Origin of the sequence: Microcoleus sp. LAD1_D5, from assembly GCF_036702115.1 — a bacterium.
Classification (GTDB): Bacteria; Cyanobacteriota; Cyanobacteriia; order Cyanobacteriales; family Microcoleaceae; genus Microcoleus.
Map to the genome: position 1 here is coordinate 40,939 of NZ_JAUBSA010000020.1, position 23,160 is coordinate 64,098.

The 23,160-nt window shown below is 45.8% G+C and carries 16 protein-coding genes and 1 pseudogene; 8 read left to right on the plus strand and 9 right to left on the minus strand.

Annotated elements, in window-relative coordinates:
- Nucleotides 1-299: 299 nt before the first annotated feature.
- From QUA70_RS11260 to QUA70_RS11270, 3 genes are all read right to left on the minus strand, one after another.
- On the minus strand, nucleotides 300-2,954 hold the full coding sequence (locus tag QUA70_RS11260) for a C39 family peptidase (RefSeq protein ID WP_333323918.1): 2,655 nt from the start codon (nucleotides 2,952-2,954) through the stop codon (nucleotides 300-302).
- Between the two features lie 452 nt (nucleotides 2,955-3,406).
- Nucleotides 3,407-3,847 (minus strand): peroxiredoxin, encoded by a 441-nt coding sequence (locus QUA70_RS11265; protein ID WP_333323916.1) that lies wholly within the window; start codon nucleotides 3,845-3,847, stop codon nucleotides 3,407-3,409.
- A 230-nt stretch (nucleotides 3,848-4,077) separates the two neighbouring features.
- Nucleotides 4,078-5,568 (minus strand): catalase, encoded by a 1,491-nt coding sequence (locus QUA70_RS11270; RefSeq protein WP_333349356.1) that lies wholly within the window; start codon nucleotides 5,566-5,568, stop codon nucleotides 4,078-4,080.
- A 154-nt stretch (nucleotides 5,569-5,722) separates the two neighbouring features.
- On the opposite strand from QUA70_RS11270, the gene QUA70_RS11275 reads away from it, so the two are divergent.
- The 4 genes from QUA70_RS11275 to ileS all read left to right on the plus strand — a co-directional run bounded on the left by QUA70_RS11275 (nucleotide 5,723) and on the right by ileS (nucleotide 12,168).
- Nucleotides 5,723-6,922, plus strand: coding sequence for an AAA family ATPase (locus QUA70_RS11275; RefSeq protein WP_333349358.1), 1,200 nt, complete (start codon nucleotides 5,723-5,725; stop codon nucleotides 6,920-6,922).
- Nucleotides 6,923-6,925: 3 nt separating this feature from the next.
- Nucleotides 6,926-7,636 (plus strand): hypothetical protein, encoded by a 711-nt coding sequence (locus QUA70_RS11280; protein WP_333323910.1) that lies wholly within the window; start codon nucleotides 6,926-6,928, stop codon nucleotides 7,634-7,636.
- A 72-nt stretch (nucleotides 7,637-7,708) separates the two neighbouring features.
- A complete protein-coding gene (locus QUA70_RS11285) occupies nucleotides 7,709-8,119 on the plus strand; it encodes an Npun_F0494 family protein (RefSeq protein ID WP_333349360.1) in 411 nt (136 codons plus the stop codon).
- Between the two features lie 458 nt (nucleotides 8,120-8,577).
- Nucleotides 8,578-12,168, plus strand: a complete 3,591-nt coding sequence (gene ileS, locus QUA70_RS11290) for an isoleucine--tRNA ligase (RefSeq protein WP_333349362.1) — start codon at nucleotides 8,578-8,580, stop codon at nucleotides 12,166-12,168.
- 83 nt (nucleotides 12,169-12,251) lie between these two features.
- On the opposite strand, the gene QUA70_RS11295 is transcribed toward ileS, so the two are convergent.
- The 3 genes from QUA70_RS11295 to QUA70_RS11305 form a co-directional block, all read right to left on the minus strand.
- Complete coding sequence (locus QUA70_RS11295; protein ID WP_333349364.1) at nucleotides 12,252-12,548, minus strand: hypothetical protein; 297 nt, start codon at nucleotides 12,546-12,548, stop codon at nucleotides 12,252-12,254.
- Between the two features lie 84 nt (nucleotides 12,549-12,632).
- The gene (locus tag QUA70_RS11300) at nucleotides 12,633-13,145 is read right to left on the minus strand and encodes a dihydrofolate reductase family protein (RefSeq protein ID WP_333349365.1); all 513 of its coding nucleotides are present in this window, start codon (nucleotides 13,143-13,145) and stop codon (nucleotides 12,633-12,635) included.
- A gap of 66 nt (nucleotides 13,146-13,211) precedes the next feature.
- Entirely contained in the window at nucleotides 13,212-16,295 is a 3,084-nt protein-coding gene (locus QUA70_RS11305) for a leucine-rich repeat domain-containing protein (RefSeq protein WP_333349366.1), read from the minus strand.
- 193 nt (nucleotides 16,296-16,488) lie between these two features.
- On the opposite strand from QUA70_RS11305, the gene QUA70_RS11310 reads away from it, so the two are divergent.
- Nucleotides 16,489-16,758 (plus strand): type II toxin-antitoxin system VapB family antitoxin, encoded by a 270-nt coding sequence (locus QUA70_RS11310; protein ID WP_333349368.1) that lies wholly within the window; start codon nucleotides 16,489-16,491, stop codon nucleotides 16,756-16,758.
- Between the two features lie 254 nt (nucleotides 16,759-17,012).
- Nucleotides 17,013-17,897 (plus strand): aspartoacylase, encoded by an 885-nt coding sequence (locus tag QUA70_RS11315; RefSeq protein WP_333349370.1) that lies wholly within the window; start codon nucleotides 17,013-17,015, stop codon nucleotides 17,895-17,897.
- 11 nt (nucleotides 17,898-17,908) lie between these two features.
- Here QUA70_RS11315 and QUA70_RS11320 read toward each other — a convergent pair whose 3' ends face one another.
- Nucleotides 17,909-18,610, minus strand: coding sequence for a phosphatase PAP2 family protein (locus QUA70_RS11320; protein ID WP_333349372.1), 702 nt, complete (start codon nucleotides 18,608-18,610; stop codon nucleotides 17,909-17,911).
- Between the two features lie 160 nt (nucleotides 18,611-18,770).
- On the opposite strand from QUA70_RS11320, the gene QUA70_RS11325 reads away from it, so the two are divergent.
- Nucleotides 18,771-19,850 carry a M23 family metallopeptidase gene (locus tag QUA70_RS11325; RefSeq protein WP_333349374.1) on the plus strand — a complete coding sequence of 360 codons (1,080 nt, stop codon included), beginning with the start codon at nucleotides 18,771-18,773 and terminating at the stop codon, nucleotides 19,848-19,850.
- Nucleotides 19,851-19,930: 80 nt separating this feature from the next.
- Here QUA70_RS11325 and QUA70_RS11330 read toward each other — a convergent pair.
- Together QUA70_RS11330 and QUA70_RS11335 are read right to left on the minus strand one after the other, a co-directional pair.
- A pseudogene (locus tag QUA70_RS11330) lies at nucleotides 19,931-20,494 on the minus strand (Uma2 family endonuclease).
- 41 nt (nucleotides 20,495-20,535) lie between these two features.
- On the minus strand, nucleotides 20,536-20,775 hold the full coding sequence (locus QUA70_RS11335) for a hypothetical protein (RefSeq protein WP_333349376.1): 240 nt from the start codon (nucleotides 20,773-20,775) through the stop codon (nucleotides 20,536-20,538).
- A gap of 193 nt (nucleotides 20,776-20,968) precedes the next feature.
- On the opposite strand from QUA70_RS11335, the gene QUA70_RS11340 reads away from it, so the two are divergent.
- Complete coding sequence (locus QUA70_RS11340) at nucleotides 20,969-23,131, plus strand: flavin-dependent dehydrogenase (RefSeq protein WP_333349377.1); 2,163 nt, start codon at nucleotides 20,969-20,971, stop codon at nucleotides 23,129-23,131.
- Nucleotides 23,132-23,160: the final 29 nt, after the last annotated feature.

Below are 23,160 nucleotides of genomic sequence, written 5' to 3' on the forward strand. Positions count from 1 at the left end.
ACTTGTCATCGACTTTTGATTAGATCGTGTAAAATTTGTACCAAACCTAACATTTTTTTCAGAAATCTATGTAAATTTTTACCCATGAAAATAGCTCAAATTATTAAGTAATATTGATTGCCGGCGATCGAGACTGCGATACCAACGATATATCTAATAGAGGTAGGGACACGGCAATGCCGTGTCCCTACGGGGATATTGATAGTACCTATAAACCTGCAATCTGCTGTAAATTGACACAAATGCACTGCCAACCCTAGCCGGAGCGACAGTCGCAATCTCGATCGCACCTCAAAAGATTATTTAGAGATAAAATGCGCCCAAACATTCCCATCTGGCCCAGCAACTTGATTGACATAACTGTAGGGATACATCAACTTTCTCCCCTCAGTATCGCTGTAACCGGTGAGGGCATTTCCCCAAGGATCTTGCACGATATAACCCTGAGAATTGTAGCCAATTAAAGTCAGAATGTGACCGGCCGCAGTAAAATCTCCGGCTAAAACTACTGGCCGCCGATTCAGCAATTCCGATCGCACCTGGGCCCACGTGCGAGTCGTACTAAAACTCGTCTTAAACTCGTAGGCCTGAATCAGCGCCGAAAGCACACTGTGATCCGTTTGAGAACCCTGGCCGGCATAGTCGAAACACCACTGCAACAACTCATCCTCCAACTGTCCGCCCCACTGAGAACGAACGCCGTAGTAATAAAATACCATCGCGATCGAAGTTACGTTGCAAGTAGACCAGTCAAAACGCGGATTGTCCCGCTGCGAAAAATACGGCACGTTCAATTCCACATTGTTCGGAACCGGATCGAAAATTTTATCTCCCCGCTTGAACTGAACAAAACTAGGAAAAACATAACCTGTATTGCCAAAATTCGGCAGTTCTTCAGTCAGGGAAACTTTCAGGTGAGATCCTTCCGCACCGTAGCTGTTCACGCCGTAAACTCGACCTAAAGGCAGCGTAGTTTTCTCGCTACTACTCAGGCTAGCAGAATCTACCGGCCGTTTTTTAAACACAGTTGCTTGCAGGATTGTCATCGTCAAAGCATCGGGGTCAAAGGGAACTTCTTTGCCGTCTTTTTTAATTTTAACGTCCTGCCAATAAATAAATCCGATATTGCCGAAACCGGGAATAGATTCGGCTAGAGTTACTCGGAAATGCCCCAAAATGCAGGCATAACCAGTAATGGCATAGGTAGTGCCTAAAAGTAGGTCAGCCATTTGATCGGCAGGCAGTTTCGATGAATCTTCAGGTTTAGCTTTAATCTGAGTTGTTTGAGTTACTAACAGTTGAGCGCTGACGTTGCTATTCGGTACGTCAGCCAGGTTAAATTTTAGGATTTGAGTACCTTTGGCAAGCTGAACGTCGGGTTCATAAAAATAGCCAAAAGTGCCGATCGGCCAAATTGCTGAATCCAGAACCACCTTGAGATGCCCGTCCATAAATCCGTATTTGCTAACGGCCAACGTCTGGCCTGCTTTGACAAAAACTTTTTGCTGATTGTTGAGCCGGGAAGAATCAAGGGGAGCTACCTTAAATAAAGTGTCCGAAACTATCTTTAAGGTCAAACCTCGCCCGACAGTTAGCGGATCGGAAGTTACGGTAATGTAAATTATTTGGCTGCCAGTAACGTTGCCTTTGCTGTCAGTTGCCCGCAACCTCAGCCACCGACCTCCCGCTACGCTAAATCCTTTAGACAAATTAACTTGCCAAGTGCTGGTCTCTTGGTTTAGCGTGACGCTTAGGGGAAATGTATCCTCAGCTATCACGTCAATTTTTGCTGCTTGTTGCCGGTCAAAAGTACCCCGAAGGACGATCGGCTGATTTACCAAAACTTCTGACGGCCCTTGATAAGTTAAATTCACAGCGGGATTAAAAGATGTCCCACCGCGACTGAATTGCACAAAATCGGGATAAATGAAACCCGTATTGCCAAATTGCGGCAAATTCTCGGTCAGCGAGACTTTAATGTGGCTTTGTTCGATCGAGAATCCGGCAATTCCGTAAATCCTTCCCGCCGGCAAGGTAGTTTTTTCTTCGGGTGGCAGGCTAGCCGCATTTAGCGGGCGCTTTTTAAACACAGTCGTTTTGATGATTGTCATCGTAACTGCATTTCTATCATACTCAATTCCCCTGCCGTCTCGCAAAATTTGGACGTGCTGCCAGTACAGAAATCCCGAAGTTCCCAAGTTAGGAACTGCCCGAGCAAAAGCGACTCGAAAATGGTTTTCCACGCAAGCGTAGCCGAGAATATTGAAAGTTTCTCCCGGGTTAAATTGTAATTTCTGAGTTGATCCTAAAGTTCCAGAATCTGCGGGGGTAAACTTTAACCAGGTCTTTTTGATCACCCACAGTAACTGCATTCCAGGCGGCGGAACCGGCAAGTCGGCGCGATCGAATATGAGAATTTTTGCGCCTTTGGTTATAAGTACGTGTTTTTCGTAGAAAAAGCCAGAGGTTCCCACCGGAGGAATTGGATTGTTTAGTTGAACATTCAGGTGACCGTCTTCTAACTCGTAGTCCTTAATTTGATAAGTTTTACCTGCTGGTATATCCGCTTTTTGCAGGTTGTTGAGATTGCTTGCGGGCAATGTTCCGACTTTGAATTTGGTATCTGTGAGAGTAATTAAGGTGAAGAATTGAGCGGGTGACACAGAAGCAGGATTAACTTTGATGTTAATTGTTTGTTGGCCAATAACTTTGCCGGTTTTATCAGTTGCCCTCACCTGCACTGTGCGAGTTCCTGCGCTATCGAATCCTTTTTCTAAACTGATGTTCCAAAAGCCTCTAGAGAGATTGATCTCCACATTCAGCGCATTTGAGCCTTCTGCTGCTGAAATCGCTGCCACTAGATTTTTGTCAAAACTGCCAACTAAGACAGTGGCTCTATTGGCCTCTATTTCTCGCGGGCCTAAGTAACTCAAAATAATGTTGTTGGTTGTCATTATATATCCCTCTACCTACTTAGTTATTCAGCTAAAGCAAGGATAACTTCTGATTTTATCAAACACAATGACTCGAACCAGGACAAAATCGCCCCTAGATTCACCCTACGGGCGGTTAATGCCTTTTCCAGTATAAGTTTTTAATTATTGGTGGGAGTTGCGCCACAAATCTAACTTTAGGCGTACAATAAGCACCTTAACCGAATATATGCCTGGTTGAGCGGATTTGTGGTGCAAGTTTTGAGGGAAGGAATTTAGTTCGAGTAGGTTACTTCCCCCTGTACCCTTGACCCCTCATTTGCTGAGTCAGGACTTACGAAAAAAACCCGGTTTCTAGGAGAATATTGCTTATTGCTTATAGCAACGAGGCATCTAGTAAGAAACCGGGTTTTTAGCCGTTTGGTGCGTGCAGGAGTGTTAGTGCGATCGGCTAAATTTCGACTAAACTTCGGCTAAACTATGGTGACAAGAATATCTTGAGCGTGAGTGTCAACTTTCATGGTTTCCCCTTCATAAACCTGAATAATTTTGCCGGTGCCGTCGATGACGAAAGTGACGCGCTTGGCATAATCGCCTTTCTCGACATCGTAAGCTTTGGTAATTGTGCCATCAACATCTGCTAATAGCTGGAAAGGCAAACCATATTTTTCTGTGAACTTTTGGTGCGATTCTTCGTTGTCTCGGCTGACACCGAGAACTACTAAATCTTTGCCCTTGTATTCTTCATAAGCTGCTTTGAAGCTTTGGGCTTGTCTGGTGCAGCCAGGGGTGTCATCTTTGGGGTAGAAATACAAGATTACGGTTTTACCGGCGAATTCGGAGAGGGAGACGGTGTTGCCGTTGGTGTCTGTGGCGGTAAATTGAGGAGCGGCACAGCCAATTGGTAATGTCATAGTTTGGTTTCTCTTGTTTGGTTTTTATTGCAGTTCCTCAATTTATTTTACTTGGTTCTGTGCCTTTTCAAGAGACAATTGCTAAAAATCGCGATCGCCCCCAACTCCATGACGTTAAGCTGTACTGCATTTAATTTGCACCTAAGACGCGGGGTAAGAGTGCCTGTTACACGCATAGTTTCAATAGACATCTGCTAAAAAGCAGATGTCTAATTGAATGTTCGTAGGTTCTACACACCAACCGGTTGAGCGGCAGCGGGCATCATAGACGGATCGATCGCAATTCCTAAACCTTCTGCGACTTGGCGGCCGTAATTCGGATCTGCGCGGAAGAAATGGCACAGTTGGCGCATCTGAATCTCCGGTTTTGCTGCACCCAAACTTTCCACAATGTTAGCGACAAGCCGCTGCTGTGCGTCGGGTTTCATCAAGCGATAGAGGTCTCCTGCCTGGGTGTAATCGTCATTGCCCTTACGGTGATCGTAGCGATCGACTTTGACATTTCCTAAGTCCCAAGCTGGGTCAGCATAGACCGAGTTTTGCTTCGGGGCATCCTCGTGGCTGTTGGGTTCGTAGTTGGGCCCGCTACCACCGTTGTTACCCGGTGCCATTGCGCCATCCCGTTGATAGTGCATCACCGGACACTTTGGTTGATTGACGGGCAATTGCTGATAGTTTGCACCGAGACGGTAGCGTTGAGCATCTGGATAAGACATGATGCGAGATTGCAGCACTTTGTCTGGAGAGAAGCTAATACCTGGAACGACATTAGAAGGAGAAAATGCCGCCTGTTCCACTTCAGCAAAAAAGTTTTGTGGATTGCGATTGAGTTCAAGAATTCCCACGTCAATTAACGGAAACTCTGAATGCTTCCACACTTTTGTCAAGTCAAAGGGGCTTTCGCGATATTCTGCGGCCTGGGCCTCGGTCATTACTTGAATGCAAAACCGCCATTTGGGATAATTACCTTGGTCGATCGCCTCAAACAAATCGCGAGTCGAATGATCTGGGTCTTCGCCTTTGATCCGCGTCGCTTCTTCGGCGGTGAAATTATCAATACCTTGCATGGTTTTGAAGTGGAATTTGCACCAAACCCGTTCTCCTCGATCATTGATTAGGCTGAACGTATGGCTGCCAAAACCGTCCATGTGGCGGTGGTTTTTCGGCGTACCGCGATCGGAAAACAGAATAGTTATCTGATGCAAAGCTTCTGGACTCAGCGACCAGAAATCCCACTTTGCGTCAGCATCTTTGAGATGCGTTTGGGGATGGCGCTTTTGGGTGTGGATCAAATCAGGGAATTTGAGCGGATCGCGGATGAAGAAAACAGGCGTGTTATTGCCTACTAAATCCCAGTTTCCTTCTTCGGTGTAGAACTTAATCGAAAAACCTCTGGGGTCACGTTCGGCATCCGCTGAACCTTGTTCGCCGCCTACGGTAGAGAAACGCAGGAGAACCTGAGTTTGTTTGCCAACTTCTGAGAATATATGAGCTTTGGTGTAGCGAGTAATGTCATGGGTGACGGTGAACGTGCCAAATGCAGCGGCCCCTTTGGCATGGACAACGCGCTCAGGAATGCGTTCCCGGTTGAAGTGAGCCAGTTTTTCCATCAGGTGAAAATCCTGCATGAGGATTGGCCCGCGTTCACCTGCTGTCAAGGAATTCTGGTTATCTGCAACCGGAATTCCGCTAGCGGTTGTCAATGTTTTGTCTTCTGTCATAGTGGGTAAATTGATTGCTCTATTCTAAGTATTCTATACCTTTCTGGGGTCGAGGTGTTTCTGCGGTGGTAATTCTCAGATTGGCGATCGCGTGTTATATTATAAGTGTTTCATTTTAGTGTTATAAAAATTTTGTAATAAAGGTAACAAATTTATGAAGCTAGATATTTTTGACTATGTGTATAATAAAGGTCTGCCTGATGAATGGCGAGTCGAAAAATGGCAATTAAGCAAAACAAATTTAATTGTAGGTAAAAATGCTAGTGGTAAATCAAAAATTGTGAGGGCCATATATACTCTGTCAGAGTTACTATCAAATAGTAGGTCTCTTCTTCCACAATCCAAAAGCTATGAATGGCGTTTGTTGTTTGATATTGAGCGGTCTGAAGAAAAAACAGAATATATATTGAAAATAGAGAAAGGTCTTGTAATTAAAGAAAAATTGATTATAGGCAGTAAAAGCGATCGGCAACTTTTAAATAGGGATGAATCAGGCAAAGGTACTATATTGGCTAAAGAACTTAACCGAAAAATTAACTTTCAAACTGACCAAACAGAACTCGCAGTCGTTAAGCGTAGAGACTCTATTCAGCATCCATTTTTAGAGAAATTATATCAATGGTCTAACTCCCTAAGATTTTATGAGTTTGGAACAGAACTAGGTAAGAATTTTATATGGGCTCCTCCCTTTCCCCGATACCGAGAATTATCAAAAAATGAGATAAAGGTCAAAGATGCTAGGTCGGTTGTCGGTATATTTGTGCTGGGAAAACAGGAATTTAGGGAGCGGTTTACAGAAGCAATTATCTCTGATATGACGAAAATTGGTTATCAGTTATCAGAAGTTGGAATAAAAGTGCCATCTTCCATCAATTCCGATATTTCTGCTGCTGATAGTTCAGAGGACTTACCACAATCTCTATACATTAAGGAAGCAGATTTAACTTCCGTGACAGAACAAGCCGAAATTTCACAAGGAATGTTTCGAGCTTTATCATTGTTTATTCAAATTAACTACTCTTTACTAGCGAGTAAACCTAGTTGTATTGTGATTGATGATATTGGAGAAGGGTTAGATTATCAACGATCTTCCTCTATAATTAAAATTCTAATAAAAAAAGCTGAAACAGGATTAATTCAACTTATTATGACTACCAATGATGAGTTTATTATGAATGGTGTTCCGTTAAAATATTGGTCATTGATTGAACGAACTCCTGGGAGTGCCAAATTACATAATATTTATAATTCACGCGAGAAGATTGAGGAGTTTAAGTTTATTGGACTTAATAACTTTGATTTGTTCACCAGTGAGTTTCTGTTACAAAAAGAAGGTGATGAAGAGGCAGAATAAATTATGACACCAAAGAAAATTGCTTGTTTTGTTGAAGGACAAACAGAACAGATATTTGTTGAAAGGTTATTTCAGGAAATTGCGGGATACAAAGAAATAGATATTGAAACTTATAAATTTCAAGGTGGCAAAGCTAGTCGTATAATTCAACCCCTTAAATTAAGTACCATAAAAAATGCTCCTTTTTTTGTTCTTTTATATGATTGCGGTTGTGATGCTCATGTAGTTTCTGATATCAGAAAACAGCATGAAAGTCTAACGAATAGTGGCTATGAAAAAATTTTAGGCTTGAGAGATTTATACCCAAAATCTTTAAGTGAAAAGGGACAAGTAGAAGGAGGAATTAAAGGATGGTTGAAGCTGGTGCAGCCAATGGGAATTCCAATTTATATAACTTTAGCTGTTATGGAAATAGAAGCATGGTTTTTAGCAGAATGGCATTATTTTTATAAATTAGATAGCCGTTTAATCCCAGATTTTATTTTGCAACAATTAGGTTTAGATTTAATAAATATTGATATTGAACAAAGGCCACATCCCAGTCAAGATTTAAAGGATATTTATCGATTAGTAAGTAGAAATTATGATAAAAGTGAAATAACTTCGCAAGAGATTATAAATAATCTTGATTATGAATTTTTGTATTTGGACTTGGTTAAGAGAGTTAACCAACTCAAAAGGTTTATTGATGAGATAGATAGTTTCTTGGTTTAGTAAATCAACCGCCAAACTTACCATATAATCGGTAACAATTAAAAATATACAACCTATTCAGAGGTTCTCTCAATGACTTTTATCCCATCCGAAGCGTTTAAATCTATTAGTTATCCCGATCGCACCGTCAAAAGAGCCGATCGCGCCGTCCGCTGTTCCCCTTTTCTATTACACTTCTTTCAGACCATCCGCGATAACAGTGTTTTCCTAACTGCGATCGCCTCAAATTCCGGTGTTGAAAGCGGCTACACCCGATCGCCCGTATCCGAACTCGTAGCTGAAAACTCCCTACTCTGGCTGATCCAAGTCGGCGTGTTGCGGCGGGAAGTAGACGGACAAGGGATTACCGACAGTTTTCGCCTCACGCCCCTGGGCCGCCAACTCGTGGAAAAATGGGAACAGGAAGGACAGGGAGTGCCCGTCGCGTCATTGTGCGATCGTATTGGTAATGCTTTTAGCCGCGGGTTGGGACTGTTCCTCTGAGGGGTTTTCACTCGCCCGAGTCCGACATTCCGACATTCCGACATTCCGACATTCCGACAGGGAATGAATTCCCTGTCTCATAGCGAAAGTCGGTTTTAACCGACTGCAAGTGTCAATTGCTGAATCCTTCAATCTCACCGTCGGTGAAATGTTCAGTTGGCTAACGGAATAGCCCAAGGTCGATTTGTGATATCGTTTATGGTTCGACCGGAATGATTTAACCGCAGAGGGCGCAGAGGGCGCAGAGTTCGAGAAGAGAGAGATCTCTACGGATTTGGTTCGATCAAATGTGCGGTCGATCGCTTATACTAGAATATCTGGTTGTCAGCTCTTCAAGGACGAGAGAGGACTTGCGGTCTTCACTACAAACTTAATTATGATTATTTAACTGGACTTGATATCATCTCTCAAATAACCGCTAACTACTAACAACTAACTACATAAAAAGTTTGTCAAAAATGGAAGCTAAATCTTACAAAGACACGGTAAATCTGCCCAAAACCAAGTTTGATATGCGCGCCAACGCCACCAAACGGGAACCAGAATTGCAACAATTTTGGGCCGATCAAGAAATCTACGATCGCCTATCCGAAAATAACCCAGGCGACTTGTTCATCCTGCACGACGGGCCACCCTACGCCAACGGACAACTCCACATCGGCCACGCCCTCAACAAAATCCTCAAAGACTTTATCAACCGCTACCAAATGCTGCGCGGCAAAAAAGTCCGCTACGTGCCCGGTTGGGATTGTCACGGATTGCCGATCGAACTTAAAGTATTGCAGAACATGAAATCGGAGGAGCGGCTAAATCTTACCCCGATCGAACTCCGCCGCAAAGCCTCCGCCTTCGCGCAGCAAACAATGGAACAGCAGCGCGAATCCTTCCAGCGCTACGGCGTTTGGGGCGACTGGGAACACCCGTATTTAACCCTAAAACCCGAATACGAAGCCGCTCAAATTGGCGTTTTCGGTCAAATGGTGCTCAAAGGCTACATCTACCGCGGCTTCAAACCTGTTCACTGGAGTCCGAGCTCGAAAACAGCCCTCGCCGAAGCGGAATTGGAATATCCCGAAGGTCACACGTCGCGCAGCATCTACGTCGGCTTTCATGTGAAAAAATTGTCAAAATCCCTGCAAACGAAGCTCAAGCGCTATATGCCGAGCCTCTGGGCGGCGATTTGGACGACTACTCCCTGGACAATTCCGGCAAACTTGGCGATCGCCGTCAATCCCGAACTGACTTATGCGGTGGTGGAACCGCCGGCAAATTCCCACATCGCACAACAATTTATGTTAGTAGCTGTCGATGCGGTCGATCGGCTGTCGGCAACTTTTAACACTCAATTAAAAATACTTGCCACCTTCAAAGGCAAAGAATTAGAAGGTTGCAGTTACAAACACCCGTTGTTCGATCGCGAAAGTCCAATTGTTGCCGGCGGTGACTACATTACCGCCGATTCCGGGACGGGATTGGTGCACACCGCACCGGGGCACGGACAAGAAGACTTTATCGTAGGAAAACGCTGCGGTTTGCCAGTTTTAACCCCCGTAGACGAGAACGGAAATTTCACCGCAGAAGCAGGACAGTTCGCAGGTTTAAATGTCCTCGGAAATGGCAATGCCGCAGTGATTGATGCCCTTGCCGAAGCAAATTGTTTGATTAAAGAGGAAAGTTACGCTCACTCTTATCCTTACGATTGGCGCACGAAAAAGCCGACCATTTTTCGGGCGACGGAACAGTGGTTTGCCTCCGTTGAAGGGTTCCGAGATGAAGCCTTAAAAGCGATCGGCGAGGTGAATTGGATTCCCGCCCAAGGGGAAAATAGAATCACGGCAATGGTAAGCGATCGATCGGATTGGTGTATTTCTCGCCAGCGGACTTGGGGCGTTCCCATTCCCGTATTCTACGACGAAGAAAACAACGAACCGTTGTTAAATGAAGAAACGATCGCCCATGTGCAAGCCCTTTTTGCCGAGAAAGGTTCCGATGCTTGGTGGGAATTGTCGATCGATGAATTGCTGCCGGAATCTTACCGCAATAACGGTCGCACTTACCGCAAGGGAACCGACACGATGGATGTGTGGTTTGACTCTGGTTCTTCCTGGGCCGCAGTTGCCAAAGGTCGATCGGAATTAAACTATCCTGCTGATATCTATTTGGAAGGTTCAGACCAGCATCGCGGCTGGTTTCAATCCAGCTTGCTGACCAGTGTAGCAACTAACGGCGTTGCTCCTTACAAAACAGTTTTGACTCACGGTTTTGTGCTCGATGAAAAAGGCCGGAAGATGAGCAAATCTGAAGGAAATGTCGTCGATCCGGCGGTCGTAATTAAGGAATATGGAGCCGATGTTTTGCGGTTGTGGGTGTCTTCGGTAGACTATTCCGCTGATGTGCCTTTGGGCAAAAACATTCTCAAACAGCAGTCGGATGTTTACCGCAAAATTCGCAATACAGCTAAGTTTTTGCTGGGCAATTTGCACGACTTTGACCCGGCAAAAGATGCCGTTGCTTACGAGGAATTGCCGGAACTCGATCGCTATATGCTGCACAGAATGGGTGAAGTTTTTGCGGAAGTCCAAGATGCTTTTGAAAGCTTCCAATTTTCCCGATTTTTCCAAACAGTGCAGAATTTCTGCACGGTGGATTTGTCGAATTTTTACTTGGATATTGCCAAAGACAGACTTTACATCAGTGCGACAGATACCCTTCGCCGCCGCAGTTGTCAGACGGTGATTGCAATTGCTGTGGAGAATTTAGCAAGGGCGATCGCACCTGTGTTGTGTCACATGGCTGAGGATATTTGGCAGTACCTTCCCTATCCGACTCCTTACAAGTCCGTGTTTGAAGCCGGCTGGGTGCAAATTGATGCTTCATGGCACAATCCAGAATTGGCTACTCGCTGGCAGTATTTGCGCCAAGTGCGCGGCGAAGTTAACAAGGTTTTGGAAAAAGCCAGGATTGAAAAGGCGATCGGTTCTTCTTTGGAAGCTAAGGTTTTATTGTACGTTCCCGATGTTGAGAAAAGAGAGCAATTGCAAGCTTTGAATCCCAGCAGCGAAGAATTGGTGGATTATGTGCGATCGCAAAATTCCGTCATCGAGTTAGCGGCAGAGGAGAAAGCAAAAGCAGCACAGGATAAACAGGAAGAACAAGCGGCAAAAGTTGCCAAAGTCTTGACAGAAAACAAAATTTATGTTGAGGCGGAAACGCTCGCAGAAAAGGGCGATCGAGCTTCTCAGATCGTACAGTATTCTGCCCCGGAAACCTCGGCTTTAGATTTGCAGCAAATCTTAGATCGAAGCGCCGAGTTTGTGGCTAACTTGCCTGAATACGCGGGCAACTTTGTCACAGAATACCAAAAAGCGCTGGTAACAGTTGGACTGTTAGCCTCTGTGTTAATAACGGGCCGAGTAACCCTGGCGATTTTGGATACGATAAATCAGATTCCGCTTTTGGGAGGCTTATTGGAAGTCATCGGCATCTTATTTACAATCTGGTTTGCTTTCCGTCACTTGCTGTTTGCCGCCAACCGTCAAGAAATTGCCGAACAAATTGATTCGCTGACAGCAGATGTGGTGGGCCGGAGTACAGCGCTTGTACTTGCAGAAACACAGGCGATCGTCCTCGCACCCCCACTAGAGACAGCGCTTGTGCTTGTAGAAACACAGGCGATCGTACAAACAGCCCCAGCCGAAAAAGTGTTTGTAGAAACACCCCAAATCCCGCAAGCAGAATTAGTGGCGATCGAACCCAAACTAGAAATTCCTGCTGAAATAGCTGTAACGCACGATTCTACAATGACCGGCAAGGGTGTAGACGAATTGCGCTATTTGTTCATTACTTCGGAAGTGGAACTGGTTGAATCGAATGCAATCCTGCAAGAATTGCCGTACAGTTATCAGTCTCCCGAGTTGGCGATTGGTGTAGTCAAAGCGGACGGGGAAAAGTGCGATCGTTGCTGGAATTACTCGACTCATGTCGGAGAGTCGATCGAACATCCGCTAATTTGCGAACGCTGCGTTTCAGCAGTAGACGACAAATTCTAACGTAGGGTGCGCTTCGGGAAAAATTCTTGAGTTGGTGGTTGCCACATTCAGCCCGAAGCGCACCCTACAATAACTTCCTTTGCTTATTTCTGATTAAAAAAACGGCAGACGATTTCACCAGGGTTGTTTTGTCCAAACGCCAAAACAGTTCCATCTTTCTTAACTGTAGTGCGATCGCGGCAATTGTAGACTTCCAGAGGCTGTTTAACTCCATCAACACTCAGAATTACCCTGTATTCCCAATAGTTTTTCGCACTGCGTTTGATATCGACAATGCAAATCTCGCTTCCTTGATAATTGCGGCATACAGAGGCATCAGCAGGAGGCGCGACCCAGAAAAAAGATGTTAATAACAAGAAGTAGCAAACACATTTCATCATCCGCCAACTTACTAAGTCCTATCTTACCTTTTTTGATAACCAACGGACAGCATTTTGCAAGCGACTTAGCAATTGGGCGCGCCCTCAAGTCGCGACATCATAAGATAGCTGAACCATACCAGAACTGTATGTCTGACATCCACTTAACTGCAAAGCTGTAGTATTTATGGGATTAGTAAATAAAGGAATTCCCTCGCCCAAAATAATCGGGTGCACCGATAGAATCACTTCGTTAACAAAATTTTGATTCAGGAAATCGCGAATCAGCAGAGAACCTCCCACCAACCAAATATTCTTGCCCTCAAGCAAGCGCAAATCCTTGACAAAACTCTCTAAATCTGTTACCAGTTCGACATCAGAAGTGGCTTGAAAATCTGGATTTTTCGTAAAAACATAACTCTTTTTTTCCTGGTAGGGATACTCGCCAAAAGTTAGAACTTGTTCGTAAGTTTTTCGACCCATGAGAACCGTATCGATGCTATCTAAGAATTTACTATAACCGTAATTTTGGTCTGTAAACAGCCAGTCAATATCGCCGTTCGATCGCGCAATATAACCGTCCAAGCTAGATGCAATGTATAGTACAATTTTTCGCATGGCAACACCGAGGTTTTTGGGGCTATTGGGGCGATGATAGCCCCAGTCACCTTAATTTTAAATGATTTAGCGTCCTGACGGTAACTTGAGTTCGATACCCAGCTTTTGACCGACATCGATCGCATTATTAGCAATATCAATCGCGCCTCCCACACCAGTACCGAGAATACCAGCCAACGCGACAAGAGCTGTTAAGCTTTTCTTTAACCTGGCTTTATTCCATTCGTTCTCCGGTTTCTCGACTTCCGTTTCGACATCTTCAATATCGATAATTACGCCCTCGCGGATGTCTTCGGGTAACTGGGCGGCGGTTTCGCGCATCGATGAAATCAGTTGTAGAATTTCAGCGGTATTCGCGTTATTGTTTTGAAGGCCGCCAGAGGCTGTTTGTTGGGCATTGTCTTTTACTTCGTTAGCAATAGCAGCGTTGGCTATTTGTGCGCCTTGAAAATTATTGTTGTTTTGGGGAGAATCTTGAGTCATTTTGTTATTACCTAAGTGAACGTTGTACACAATTTGCTGAGAATTAGAAGCATTTACACCATCGTTATATTCTCTTCCGTATTTTTCCATTTCTCGATCGCCCATTTGCTTTCTGCGCCGAAGTTCGATCGACTCATACCCATCCAGCAACTGCCGCAAATCGAGTTTGAGTTTGAGTTTGCCGACACGCACTGTATTCTCGCCCATATCCTCCAGCCCTAGCAATTCATCATAATCCAGCGGATCGGCATCGGGATAACCGGGAACCGGCACCCATTGACTGATTTCCAGATTGGCAAAAGAATTGTGGATTTTGGTAAACGTATCGCGAATCATGCTGAGGAAAGAACGTCGCGTCGATTCCCGCCCGCTAACGGCAATAAAGATTTTCTTATCTTCCGGGTCAGATTTGATCAGGGCGATGTTGTACACCTCAGCGCCTTCCCTGTACTCCAGCATAACCCCCGTGCGCCAGTGGGTGCAGTTGTGGATTTTCTCGTGGTTGAGGACGATGAAGCGCGAGAGGATGCTGTCGGGGAGGATGCGGTAGTGATATTGAAATTCCAGGGTTTCGCCTTGGAGTTTGGTGTTTTGCGGTTCCTCTTTGGGCAAGATGCCGGGGATGAGGAAAGTCCGCGCGGGACAATGGCTGACGGGGAAGCAGAGTTCAAATTCCTCCATCAACTCGGTGAGGCAGTGGTAACGGTGGCTGGGATATTTAGTTGAGTCGAGGATGCGGCTGAGGTCGGCGTAGGTGAGAATGCCTTTGGTTTTGACTTTGAGTGCGTCGTCGCTGAGGAGGGCATAGATGCCTTCAGTCACCCAGTGGGGATTGAGGATGTTGGTGGATTGCAGGATCGGGTGTTCGCGGAAGTTGAGGACAATGCCCAGGTTGTGCAGCAGTCCGATGAGTTGGGTTTGGTCGGTTTCTTCAAAGATGTTTTCTTTGGCGCAGATGGTGGCGTATTCGCTGATGCTGATGATGTCTTTGTCGAGGTTTTCCAAGCGCTGCTTGACTTGGAACCAGCTTAGCGGCAAAAGATCGTAGACTTCTTTGAGTTCGGAGATTTCGGTGTGGATGGCGCTGCGGAGTTCGTCGATGCCGGTTCCGCTTTGGCAAGAGGTTTCGATAATCGCTTTGATGTTGGGATATTTGTCGCGCAAGGCTTTGCGGTTGAGATCCAGGGGTTGTTCGTCGCACTTGTTGCCCACGAGGATGACGGGGGATGCGTCGCCGAAGCTTTCGATCAGTTTCAGCCAGTATTCGAGGCGGTTTTCGTCTTCGCTGGTGCGGCAGTTGCACACGAGGAGGTAGAGGCTGCGTTTGGTAAGGAAAAATTGGTGGGTGGCGTGGTAGATTTCTTGTCCGCCGAAGTCCCAGACGTTGAGTTTGACTGGTTTGGTGTTGACTATAATTTTCCAGTCTGTGATGTTGAGTCCGTCGGTTTGGGGCTCGTTGGGGTTGTATTTGTTGTCGATGAGGCGGTTGATCAGGGAGGTTTTGCCGACGCTGCCTTGCCCGACGAGGAGGACTTTGGTTTCGTTGAGGGGGAGGACTTTTCCGCTGCGGAGTTGGCGCAGGTAGTTGAAGATGGCGGCGGGAGTACCGGGATCTTCCTCCAGGTTAGCGGGCCCTAGAACTTCTGGAGAAATGGGCAGGGGATTGCGGCGGAGGTCGAGTTTTTCAAGTTTTGGCAGTGTTTCTAAGCATTCGGGAATCTTTTCAATCTGATTACTTCTGAGGTTAAGTTCTGTCAGATTTGAGAGTTGGCCGAGTACCCCTGGAATTTGAGTAATCTGATTGTTCCAAAGGGCAAGCACTGTCAGATTGGACAGTTGACCGATCGCCTCTGGAATTTGAGTAATCTGATTGTTCCAAAGGTAAAGCACTGTCAGATTTGAGAGTTGACCGATCGCTTCTGGGATGAAGGTAATCTGATTGTTCTGGAGAGTAAGCAGTTTCAGATTCGACAGTTGCCCGATCGCGTCTGGGATGAAGGTAATCTGATTGTGACGGAGGTAAAGCCCTGTCAGATTGCACAGTTGGTCAATCGCCTCTGGGATGAAGGTAATCTGATTGTTATGAAGGAAAATCTTTGTTAGATTGGACAGTTGGCAGATCGCCTCTGGGATGACCGTAATCTGATTGTAACTGAGGCTAAGTTCTGTCAGATTTGAGAGTTGGGCGATCGCTTCTGGGATGACGGTAATCTGATTGTCACCGAGGTAAAGCTCTGTCAGATTCGAGAATTGGGCGATCGCCTCTGGGATGACCGTAATCTGATTGTAACTGAGGCCAAGCCGTGTCAAATTCGAGAGTTGGGTGATTGCCTCTGGGATGACCGTAATCTGATTGTTTCTGAGGTCAAGCTGTGTCAGATTCGAGAGTTGGGCGATCGCCTCTGGGATGACCGTAATCTGATTCCTACTGAGGTCAAGTATTTTTAAGTTAGTTAATTGCAGAACAACATCAGGAAACTCAGTTAACTTATTCCCAAGAAATTCTCCTTTCTCCTCATCCCGTTTCCCCAACACCAACGTCTCAAGCTGCGTGCACTTGCCAATCTCCGGCGGCAATTCCTCCAAGTCCAGCCCCGACAAATCCAGTTCCGTCAATTTTTCCTCGGCTGCTTGGTCAATTCGCCGCACTGCTTCCTCTCGCGTCATGCCCTTTGTCTCTCGGTAGGATTCATTTTATTGTGACAGGATTTTTTGCTTAGTGGGGAGTTTCCCGCGCACCGCAGCCAAAGAAACCGGGTTTTTTTTGTTTCTACACTGTCATGCGTCTTCTGGGCAAAAACCCGGTTTCTGAGCGAGGCATCACAACTATAATAAAATAACCGTTAAAAGAGGAAAGCCAATGGTGACGAGCCTGAATGTGGATACGGGACTGCTGCAAGATGCGATCGAACTTGAGGGAGAAATTGAGTTCGAGACTCTAGTTGCAATCGCTTTGCGCGAATACATTCAACGCCGCAAACAGCCACAGAATCTCGAACTTAGCTTTGGAGAATCTCTCACTGCATTTCGTGAAAAATATCAACTGCACGAACTGGGTTTAAATCCTGATGAAATTTGGGGAGAAGTTCGCGATCGAACTTTTGCAGGACGCGAGGTCATCTTTGAATGACGCTGCGTTATTTACTCGATACCAACATTGTCTCCGAAATAATGCGATCGATTTCTTCGCGGTGGCGATCGTAATGAGTTTTTGGTTTAGTAGTTACTAGAAATAGCCAGATAAACCGGGTTTCTCAGTTCTGCGTGTGATACATACTTAAACTTTAGATAATCTAAATATAAACACATAATAAACATCAATCTCATGTTTTTTACCAACAGATGACAAAGGGTGGTACGCTTGGGATAGGAAGATATTTGTCTATGAACCAAATTAAACGTGTTGCCATAGTGGGAGGAACCCACGGAAACGAACTCACAGGAATTTACCTCGTGAAGAAATTTGATCGCGCGCCAGAGTTAATTGGGCGATCGACATTTGAAACAATCGCCCTGCTAGCCAATCCCAAAGCTTGCGAAATCGGGACGCGCTACATCGATATCGACCTCAACCGCTGCTTTCGACAGCAAGATTTAGAAAATCCCCATCTCTCCAGCTATGAAGCGCAGCGGGCGAAAGAAATTTACCGCATTTTTAGCTCAAAAAACACTCATCTGCCAAACTTAATTATCGATTTGCACAGCACCACGTCCAACATGGGGCTAACATTTATTCTCGCCAGCCATCATCCATTTAACCTGCAACTAGCAGCTTATTTAACCTCTGTGTATCCCCACCTCAAGCTACTCGCTTCTACAACCAAGAATCATGACAGTCCTTTGCTGCGATCGCTTTCTGAATTAGGCGGTACGCTGGAAGTTGGTGCAGTGCCGCAAGGTGTCTTGGATGCGTCTTTATTTCAGCAAACTGAGCAAGTTGTCGGCACCATACTAGACGGCGTAGAAGCCTACAATCAAGGCACAATGCCTGCTGCAAAGAATCCCCTGACTATTTATCACACCATTGGGGCGATCGACTATCCCAGAAACGAGAAGAGAGAAATTCAGGCAATGATTCATCCTCATCTGCAATCCAGAGATTATGAAGCCCTGAATCCCGGCGATCCGATGTTTTTGACCTTTGATGGTGAGTCGGTCTTGTATGAAGGTAAATCAACCGTATATCCAATTTTCATTAACGAGGCTGCTTACTACGAAAAAGGAATTGCCCTGTGTTTTACCCAAAAGCTAATAGTCAGTCTTGAGTAGAAGATTAAAAATTATTCTTGAGAATTTTCCGGTGACAAAAACTCCTCTTTAGAAGCCGTAGTCAAAGAACGCAATTCCTTCCATATTTCCAAAGTGATAATACAGGTAATCAGCCACACCACACCAGCCGTATAACCAGCAATAACATCGGTAGGCCAGTGAACTCCTAGGTAAAGCCGGCTCAAACCAATAGCAGCAATTAATCCAACTGTCAAGCTGTAAATCGACCAGCGCTGCTTGGGAAAGCGTACACCCAAGAAATATCCTAGCAAACCGTAAATAACCATTGAAATCATCGCGTGTCCGCTAGGAAAACTGTAAAATGTTACATTAACAACGCGATCCCAAAGTTGAGGTCGATCGCGGGCAAAAAGTTTTTTTAACAGTAAATTTAAACCGATCGCTCCCCCACCCGCGATCGCAATTGTTGCCGATTCCGATCGGTGATTGCGCGCTAGCAAAACAATACCCAACGTCAGACAAATCACTAGCAGCAACTTCGGTTCGCCCAAAAAGGTAAAGCCCAGCATTATTTGATCGCGCAGCGGAGTGTGCAATTGCCTCAGAGCTAGTAAAATAGAGGTATCGAAAGCGTAACTTTCTTTTTCCAACACCTCTTCGGCAATAGTGGCAAATCCCCACATCGCCAAAGCCGCAACCGCAAGCCCGGCTAGGCGAATTATCGAAATGAGCGATCGAATTTTAGAACCCATTCTGGAACTAATTAAAATTTTAAAATTTCTCACTCAAAATAATACAACAAAGATAGGAAACGAAAACGCCTTAGCCATCGTCTAGATTCTTGAGCAACTCTATTCTGAATGATTAATTGATTTTTCACTACCCACCTCAGCTTTTACATCCCATCGGCGAATGACTATACTCTCCACAAAATACATTTCTGCAATTTTGTTGACCTTGGGGTTGACAAGTCTTTCTAGCTGTGCTAACAACAGCGGAGTAAGTGCGCCGATCGCCGAAGCCAACACCATCGCCCAGCGTCTCGTTTCGACCGCAGTCGCGCAAAAGCCCAACAACCCGCAATTCGGTAAGCCGATCGACTGTACCCTAGGCAAAGACTGTTTTGTATTGCTGTATTTCGATCGAGAACCCGGCCCCACCGCCGTCGATTTTGGCTGCGGGCGTCAAACCTACGACGGCCACGACGGCACAGACTTTGCCATTCCCGACGCCAAAGCAATGGCAAAAGGAGTGCCAGTTATTGCCTCCGCTGCAGGCAAAGTTTTGCGATCACGAGATGGTGTGGTCGATCGGCGTTTACAAAATGATACAGAAAAAGCCAACATCGCAGGCACAGAATGCGGCAACGGCATGGTAATCGACCACGGCGGTGGTTGGGAAGCCCAATACTGCCACCTCCGCAAAGGCAGCGTTGCCGTCAAACCGGGTACGCAGGTACAAAAAGGCACAGTTTTGGGCATGGTGGGAAACTCTGGGATGGCATCTTTCCCCCACGTACACGTAACTTTTCGCTATCAAGGCAAACCCGTAGATCCGTTTGTCGGCCCCGACGCGAAGGTAGGCTGCAACATCGCCCGCAATCCTATTTGGGACAAGCCTCTAGACTATATTTCCACAGGTTTAATTCGGGCTGGTTTTGCCAATAAGCCACCCGATATCAACGCTGCCTGGGAAGGACAATTTTCAGAGACTAAACTCCCTGCAAACAGTCCAGCTTTGTTGTTTTGGGTACAAAGTTACGGAGTGCTCAAGGGCGATCGGGAACAATACAAATTATTTGCACCCAACGGCACAACCATCGCCGATCAGACCAATGAAATTAAAGCCCCCAGCCGCACTTGGTTGGGTTATGTCGGCAAAAGAAACAGCACAAATTCTCCTCTGATTCCCGGAGTTTGGCGGGCCGAATACCGGTTGACGCGGGGCGATCGAGTTTTGGCAGAAGTCAAGCGAGAAGTTGAGTTGCGTTAGTCCGTTGACTGTTGACTGGTGGCAGTATTGAATTCGTGTATCCGTGTCAAAATCACTCTCTTCCTTCTTCCTTCCGAAGGTTATTTCAGCAGCCACCCAAATAATTCTCCGACACTCAACCGCAGTTCGCTAGCGAAGGACGGCACCGGTAGCAGCATTTCTGGTTCATCAAATACTGCTGTCTGTTGCTGAGGAACATAAACAAAAACGCATTGTTCGTCGGGATCGATCAGCCAGCCCATGTGACTTTGATGATTTAAACAGTGGAGAATATTTTTAGTAACTTTAGTTTGACTTTGTTCCGGCGACAAAATCTCTATTGTCCAATCAGGAGCTATGGTAAAAACATTAGCAATTTCGCCGTTATCATCTGTGGGAATTCTGTTCCAGACAAATACTGAAACATCAGGCACTGTTGACCTTCCGCCAAAGGTACACCGGAGTTATGGAAAAGCTCGTGCAACTTTTTTTGGTTTTAATATAGCGTTAATGAAAATAATTAGTTCACATTGAGTCGCACTGTGTTTTCCTTGTGGCAGTGGTTTCTGAATAATTTGATTATCAATGTATTCGCTTGCAGGTTTGGTTTCGGGTAGTTGGAGAAACTCTTCTAAAGTTAAGGATTTTAATGTTGTTTGTACCATTTTAAGTTCACCTTTAATTAGATAGATCTTTTAGCCGCAGTCTAGTAATCAGGCAAATTGTTCCAAGCTTGAGCCACAATGTCGCTCAGCCATAGCCTCTGAGCAAAATCGAGCAGATTGTCGTCCGCGAGTACCTCAGCCTTTAATTCCTCCAAAGACTGAGATCGCGATCGAGCTATTTGAATCACACCCGCGATCGCCGACGCCACCAATTCTTCATTCAGTGGCTGCTGTCGCAAAGCAATCATTTCTTGAGGATTCGTAGGAATGGGATAATTCATAGAAGTGCATACCGAAAGGAGTAGATATTCAGCCACTGCGCCCCCACCGAGAGCAAGAGCGATCGAAAACCTAAAAATCTGAGAACATTGTAAACTTATTTAAAACTCAATAAGTATTCGGGAGTATAGCCTACTTTGCTCCCTTGTCAACTCCCCCATCTTTATTAATTTATTCAGAATTGAGAGCCTAATCATGCAAGAAATTCTTTATCTAGAAGTCCCGACACCGGATACAGCAGCCGTCTGCACTTGGTTGCAGCACGAATTCGATCCCGGAATCGGAGAAAAAATTATTACTGCTGACGGCTTTCGCCTGCTTTCACCAGCCACAACAGCCGAGGTTCTGAAGTCTGGAACTCAAAATGCCAATCCAAAACCCGCATTGGCTGACATCAATTCAGGAAACCCAAATTGGCGATCGACAGAACTTTCCACCTTTGTCTGGTCACTGCAACGCACCACTTATTTAAAAGTCTTTCGTCTAGAAGAGGCGCCTGCTGGAGAAAGAAAGTTCCTGGAAGCTCTGAATCTTGCTGTGAGAAACAAGTTTCCCGATCGCTACCGAGAACCCCCTGTCATAGACCTCTCCAAACAGTCAATTTTTGAGGCTCTTGCCCCCTATTACCCCCTCACCGTCAAATACTTCCAAAAAATGCCTCAAGGCGAATACGACCTCAAGCGCGTCTACTGGTGGGAACAGCGTTGGCGCGAAGGCACTCGCAATCCTCAAACGCCAAAACAAGTAGTGTTTTTGAAGGAAGAGGGAACAGGGAAGAAGGTAGAAGGAAGAGGGAAGAAGGAAGAGGGAACAGGGAAGAGGGAAGAAGGTACAATTTCGCTGTCTGATTCTGGCGATACTTTTTATGACTTAATTTATATTGGCGGGGCCTTGGGAGTGATTCACGCCGCAGTCATGGCGAGATTGGGCTACCGGGTGCTGCTAGTTGAACGAATGCCTTTCGGGCGAATGAATCGCGAGTGGAATATTTCGCGGGACGAAATTCAAAGCTTAATTGATTTGGGTTTATTTACGGCGGCAGAAATCGAAACTTTGATTGCCAGAGAATACAAAGATGGCTACAACAAGTTTTTTGATGCTAACAATCCGCCCGTGGCGAAAGCGCCAGTTTTGCACACACCAAAGGTACTCAATGTAGCTTTGGACGGAGAGAAATTGCTGAATTTAGCGGGAGTTAAGCTAACAGAAGCTGGTGGAGAAATCTGGGACGAAACTGAGTTTCTTAGAGCCGATGTTGAAGCAGAAAAAGTAGTAGTTCAAGGCCACCACTTGCCGACAAAAGCCGATCGCACTGCATTAGGACGGCTGCTGGTGGATGCAATGGGTTCGGCTTCTCCCATCGCTTGGCAATTGAACGAAGGGCGGACTTTTGACAGCGTTTGTCCGACAGTGGGAGCAGTCATCGACGCAGGATTTGAGCCGGGAGTGTGGGATTCCGAGTACGGGGATGTGCTCTACACTCACGGGGACATTTCCCGCGGGCGCCAGCTCATTTGGGAGTTGTTTCCCGGCGCCGGCACAGAACTGACAGTTTATCTATTTCACTACCACCAAGTACATCCAGAGAATCCCGGTTCTTTGCTGGAAATGTACGAGGATTTTTTCGCAATTTTGCCGGAATACCGCCGCTGCGATGTCGATAAATTGGTGTGGAAAAAACCGACCTTTGGTTATATTCCGGGGCATTTTAGCAGCAACAGCAGCGATCGCTCCGTGGCGATCGATCGCCTAATCTCGATCGGCGACGCAGCATCCCTGCAATCTCCCCTCGTTTTCACCGGCTTCGGCTCTCTTGTCCGCAATCTTTTCCGCTTAACAGACCTGTTGAATACAGCTTTAAAGCACAATTTGTTGACGGCAAATCACTTAAACCAAATTCGCGCTTACCAGAGCAATGTTTCAGTAACTTGGCTGTTTTCTAAAGGCATGATGGTTCCTACCAGGAGCAGTTTGCCACCCCAAAGAATTAATTCAATTCTCAATACCTTTTTCGGTATTTTGGCAGGGCAAAAACTCGCCGTAGCCGAAACTTTTATTAAAGACAGAACCGACTGGCTAACTTTCAATCGACTGGCGATCGAAGCAGCCGGAAAAAACCCTTCTCTCCTCTTGTGGATTTTAGATTTTGTCACCTTGGGGGATATTTGGCGCTGGCTGGGAAGTTACTTGAATTTTACTCTGCTGGCTTTGGCCAGTTTGCTGTTCGGATGGCTTCCCAGCTTCGCCCGCAGGGTACAGCCTTGGTTGGAGCCCCGGTATCCGGCTGTTTGGCTGTGGCTGTTGGCTACCAGCTATGCTCTCACCTATGGCATGGGAAAGGGGAGAAAAGAGTTGTGAGTTTTGAGTTTTGAGTCAAAACTCAAAAC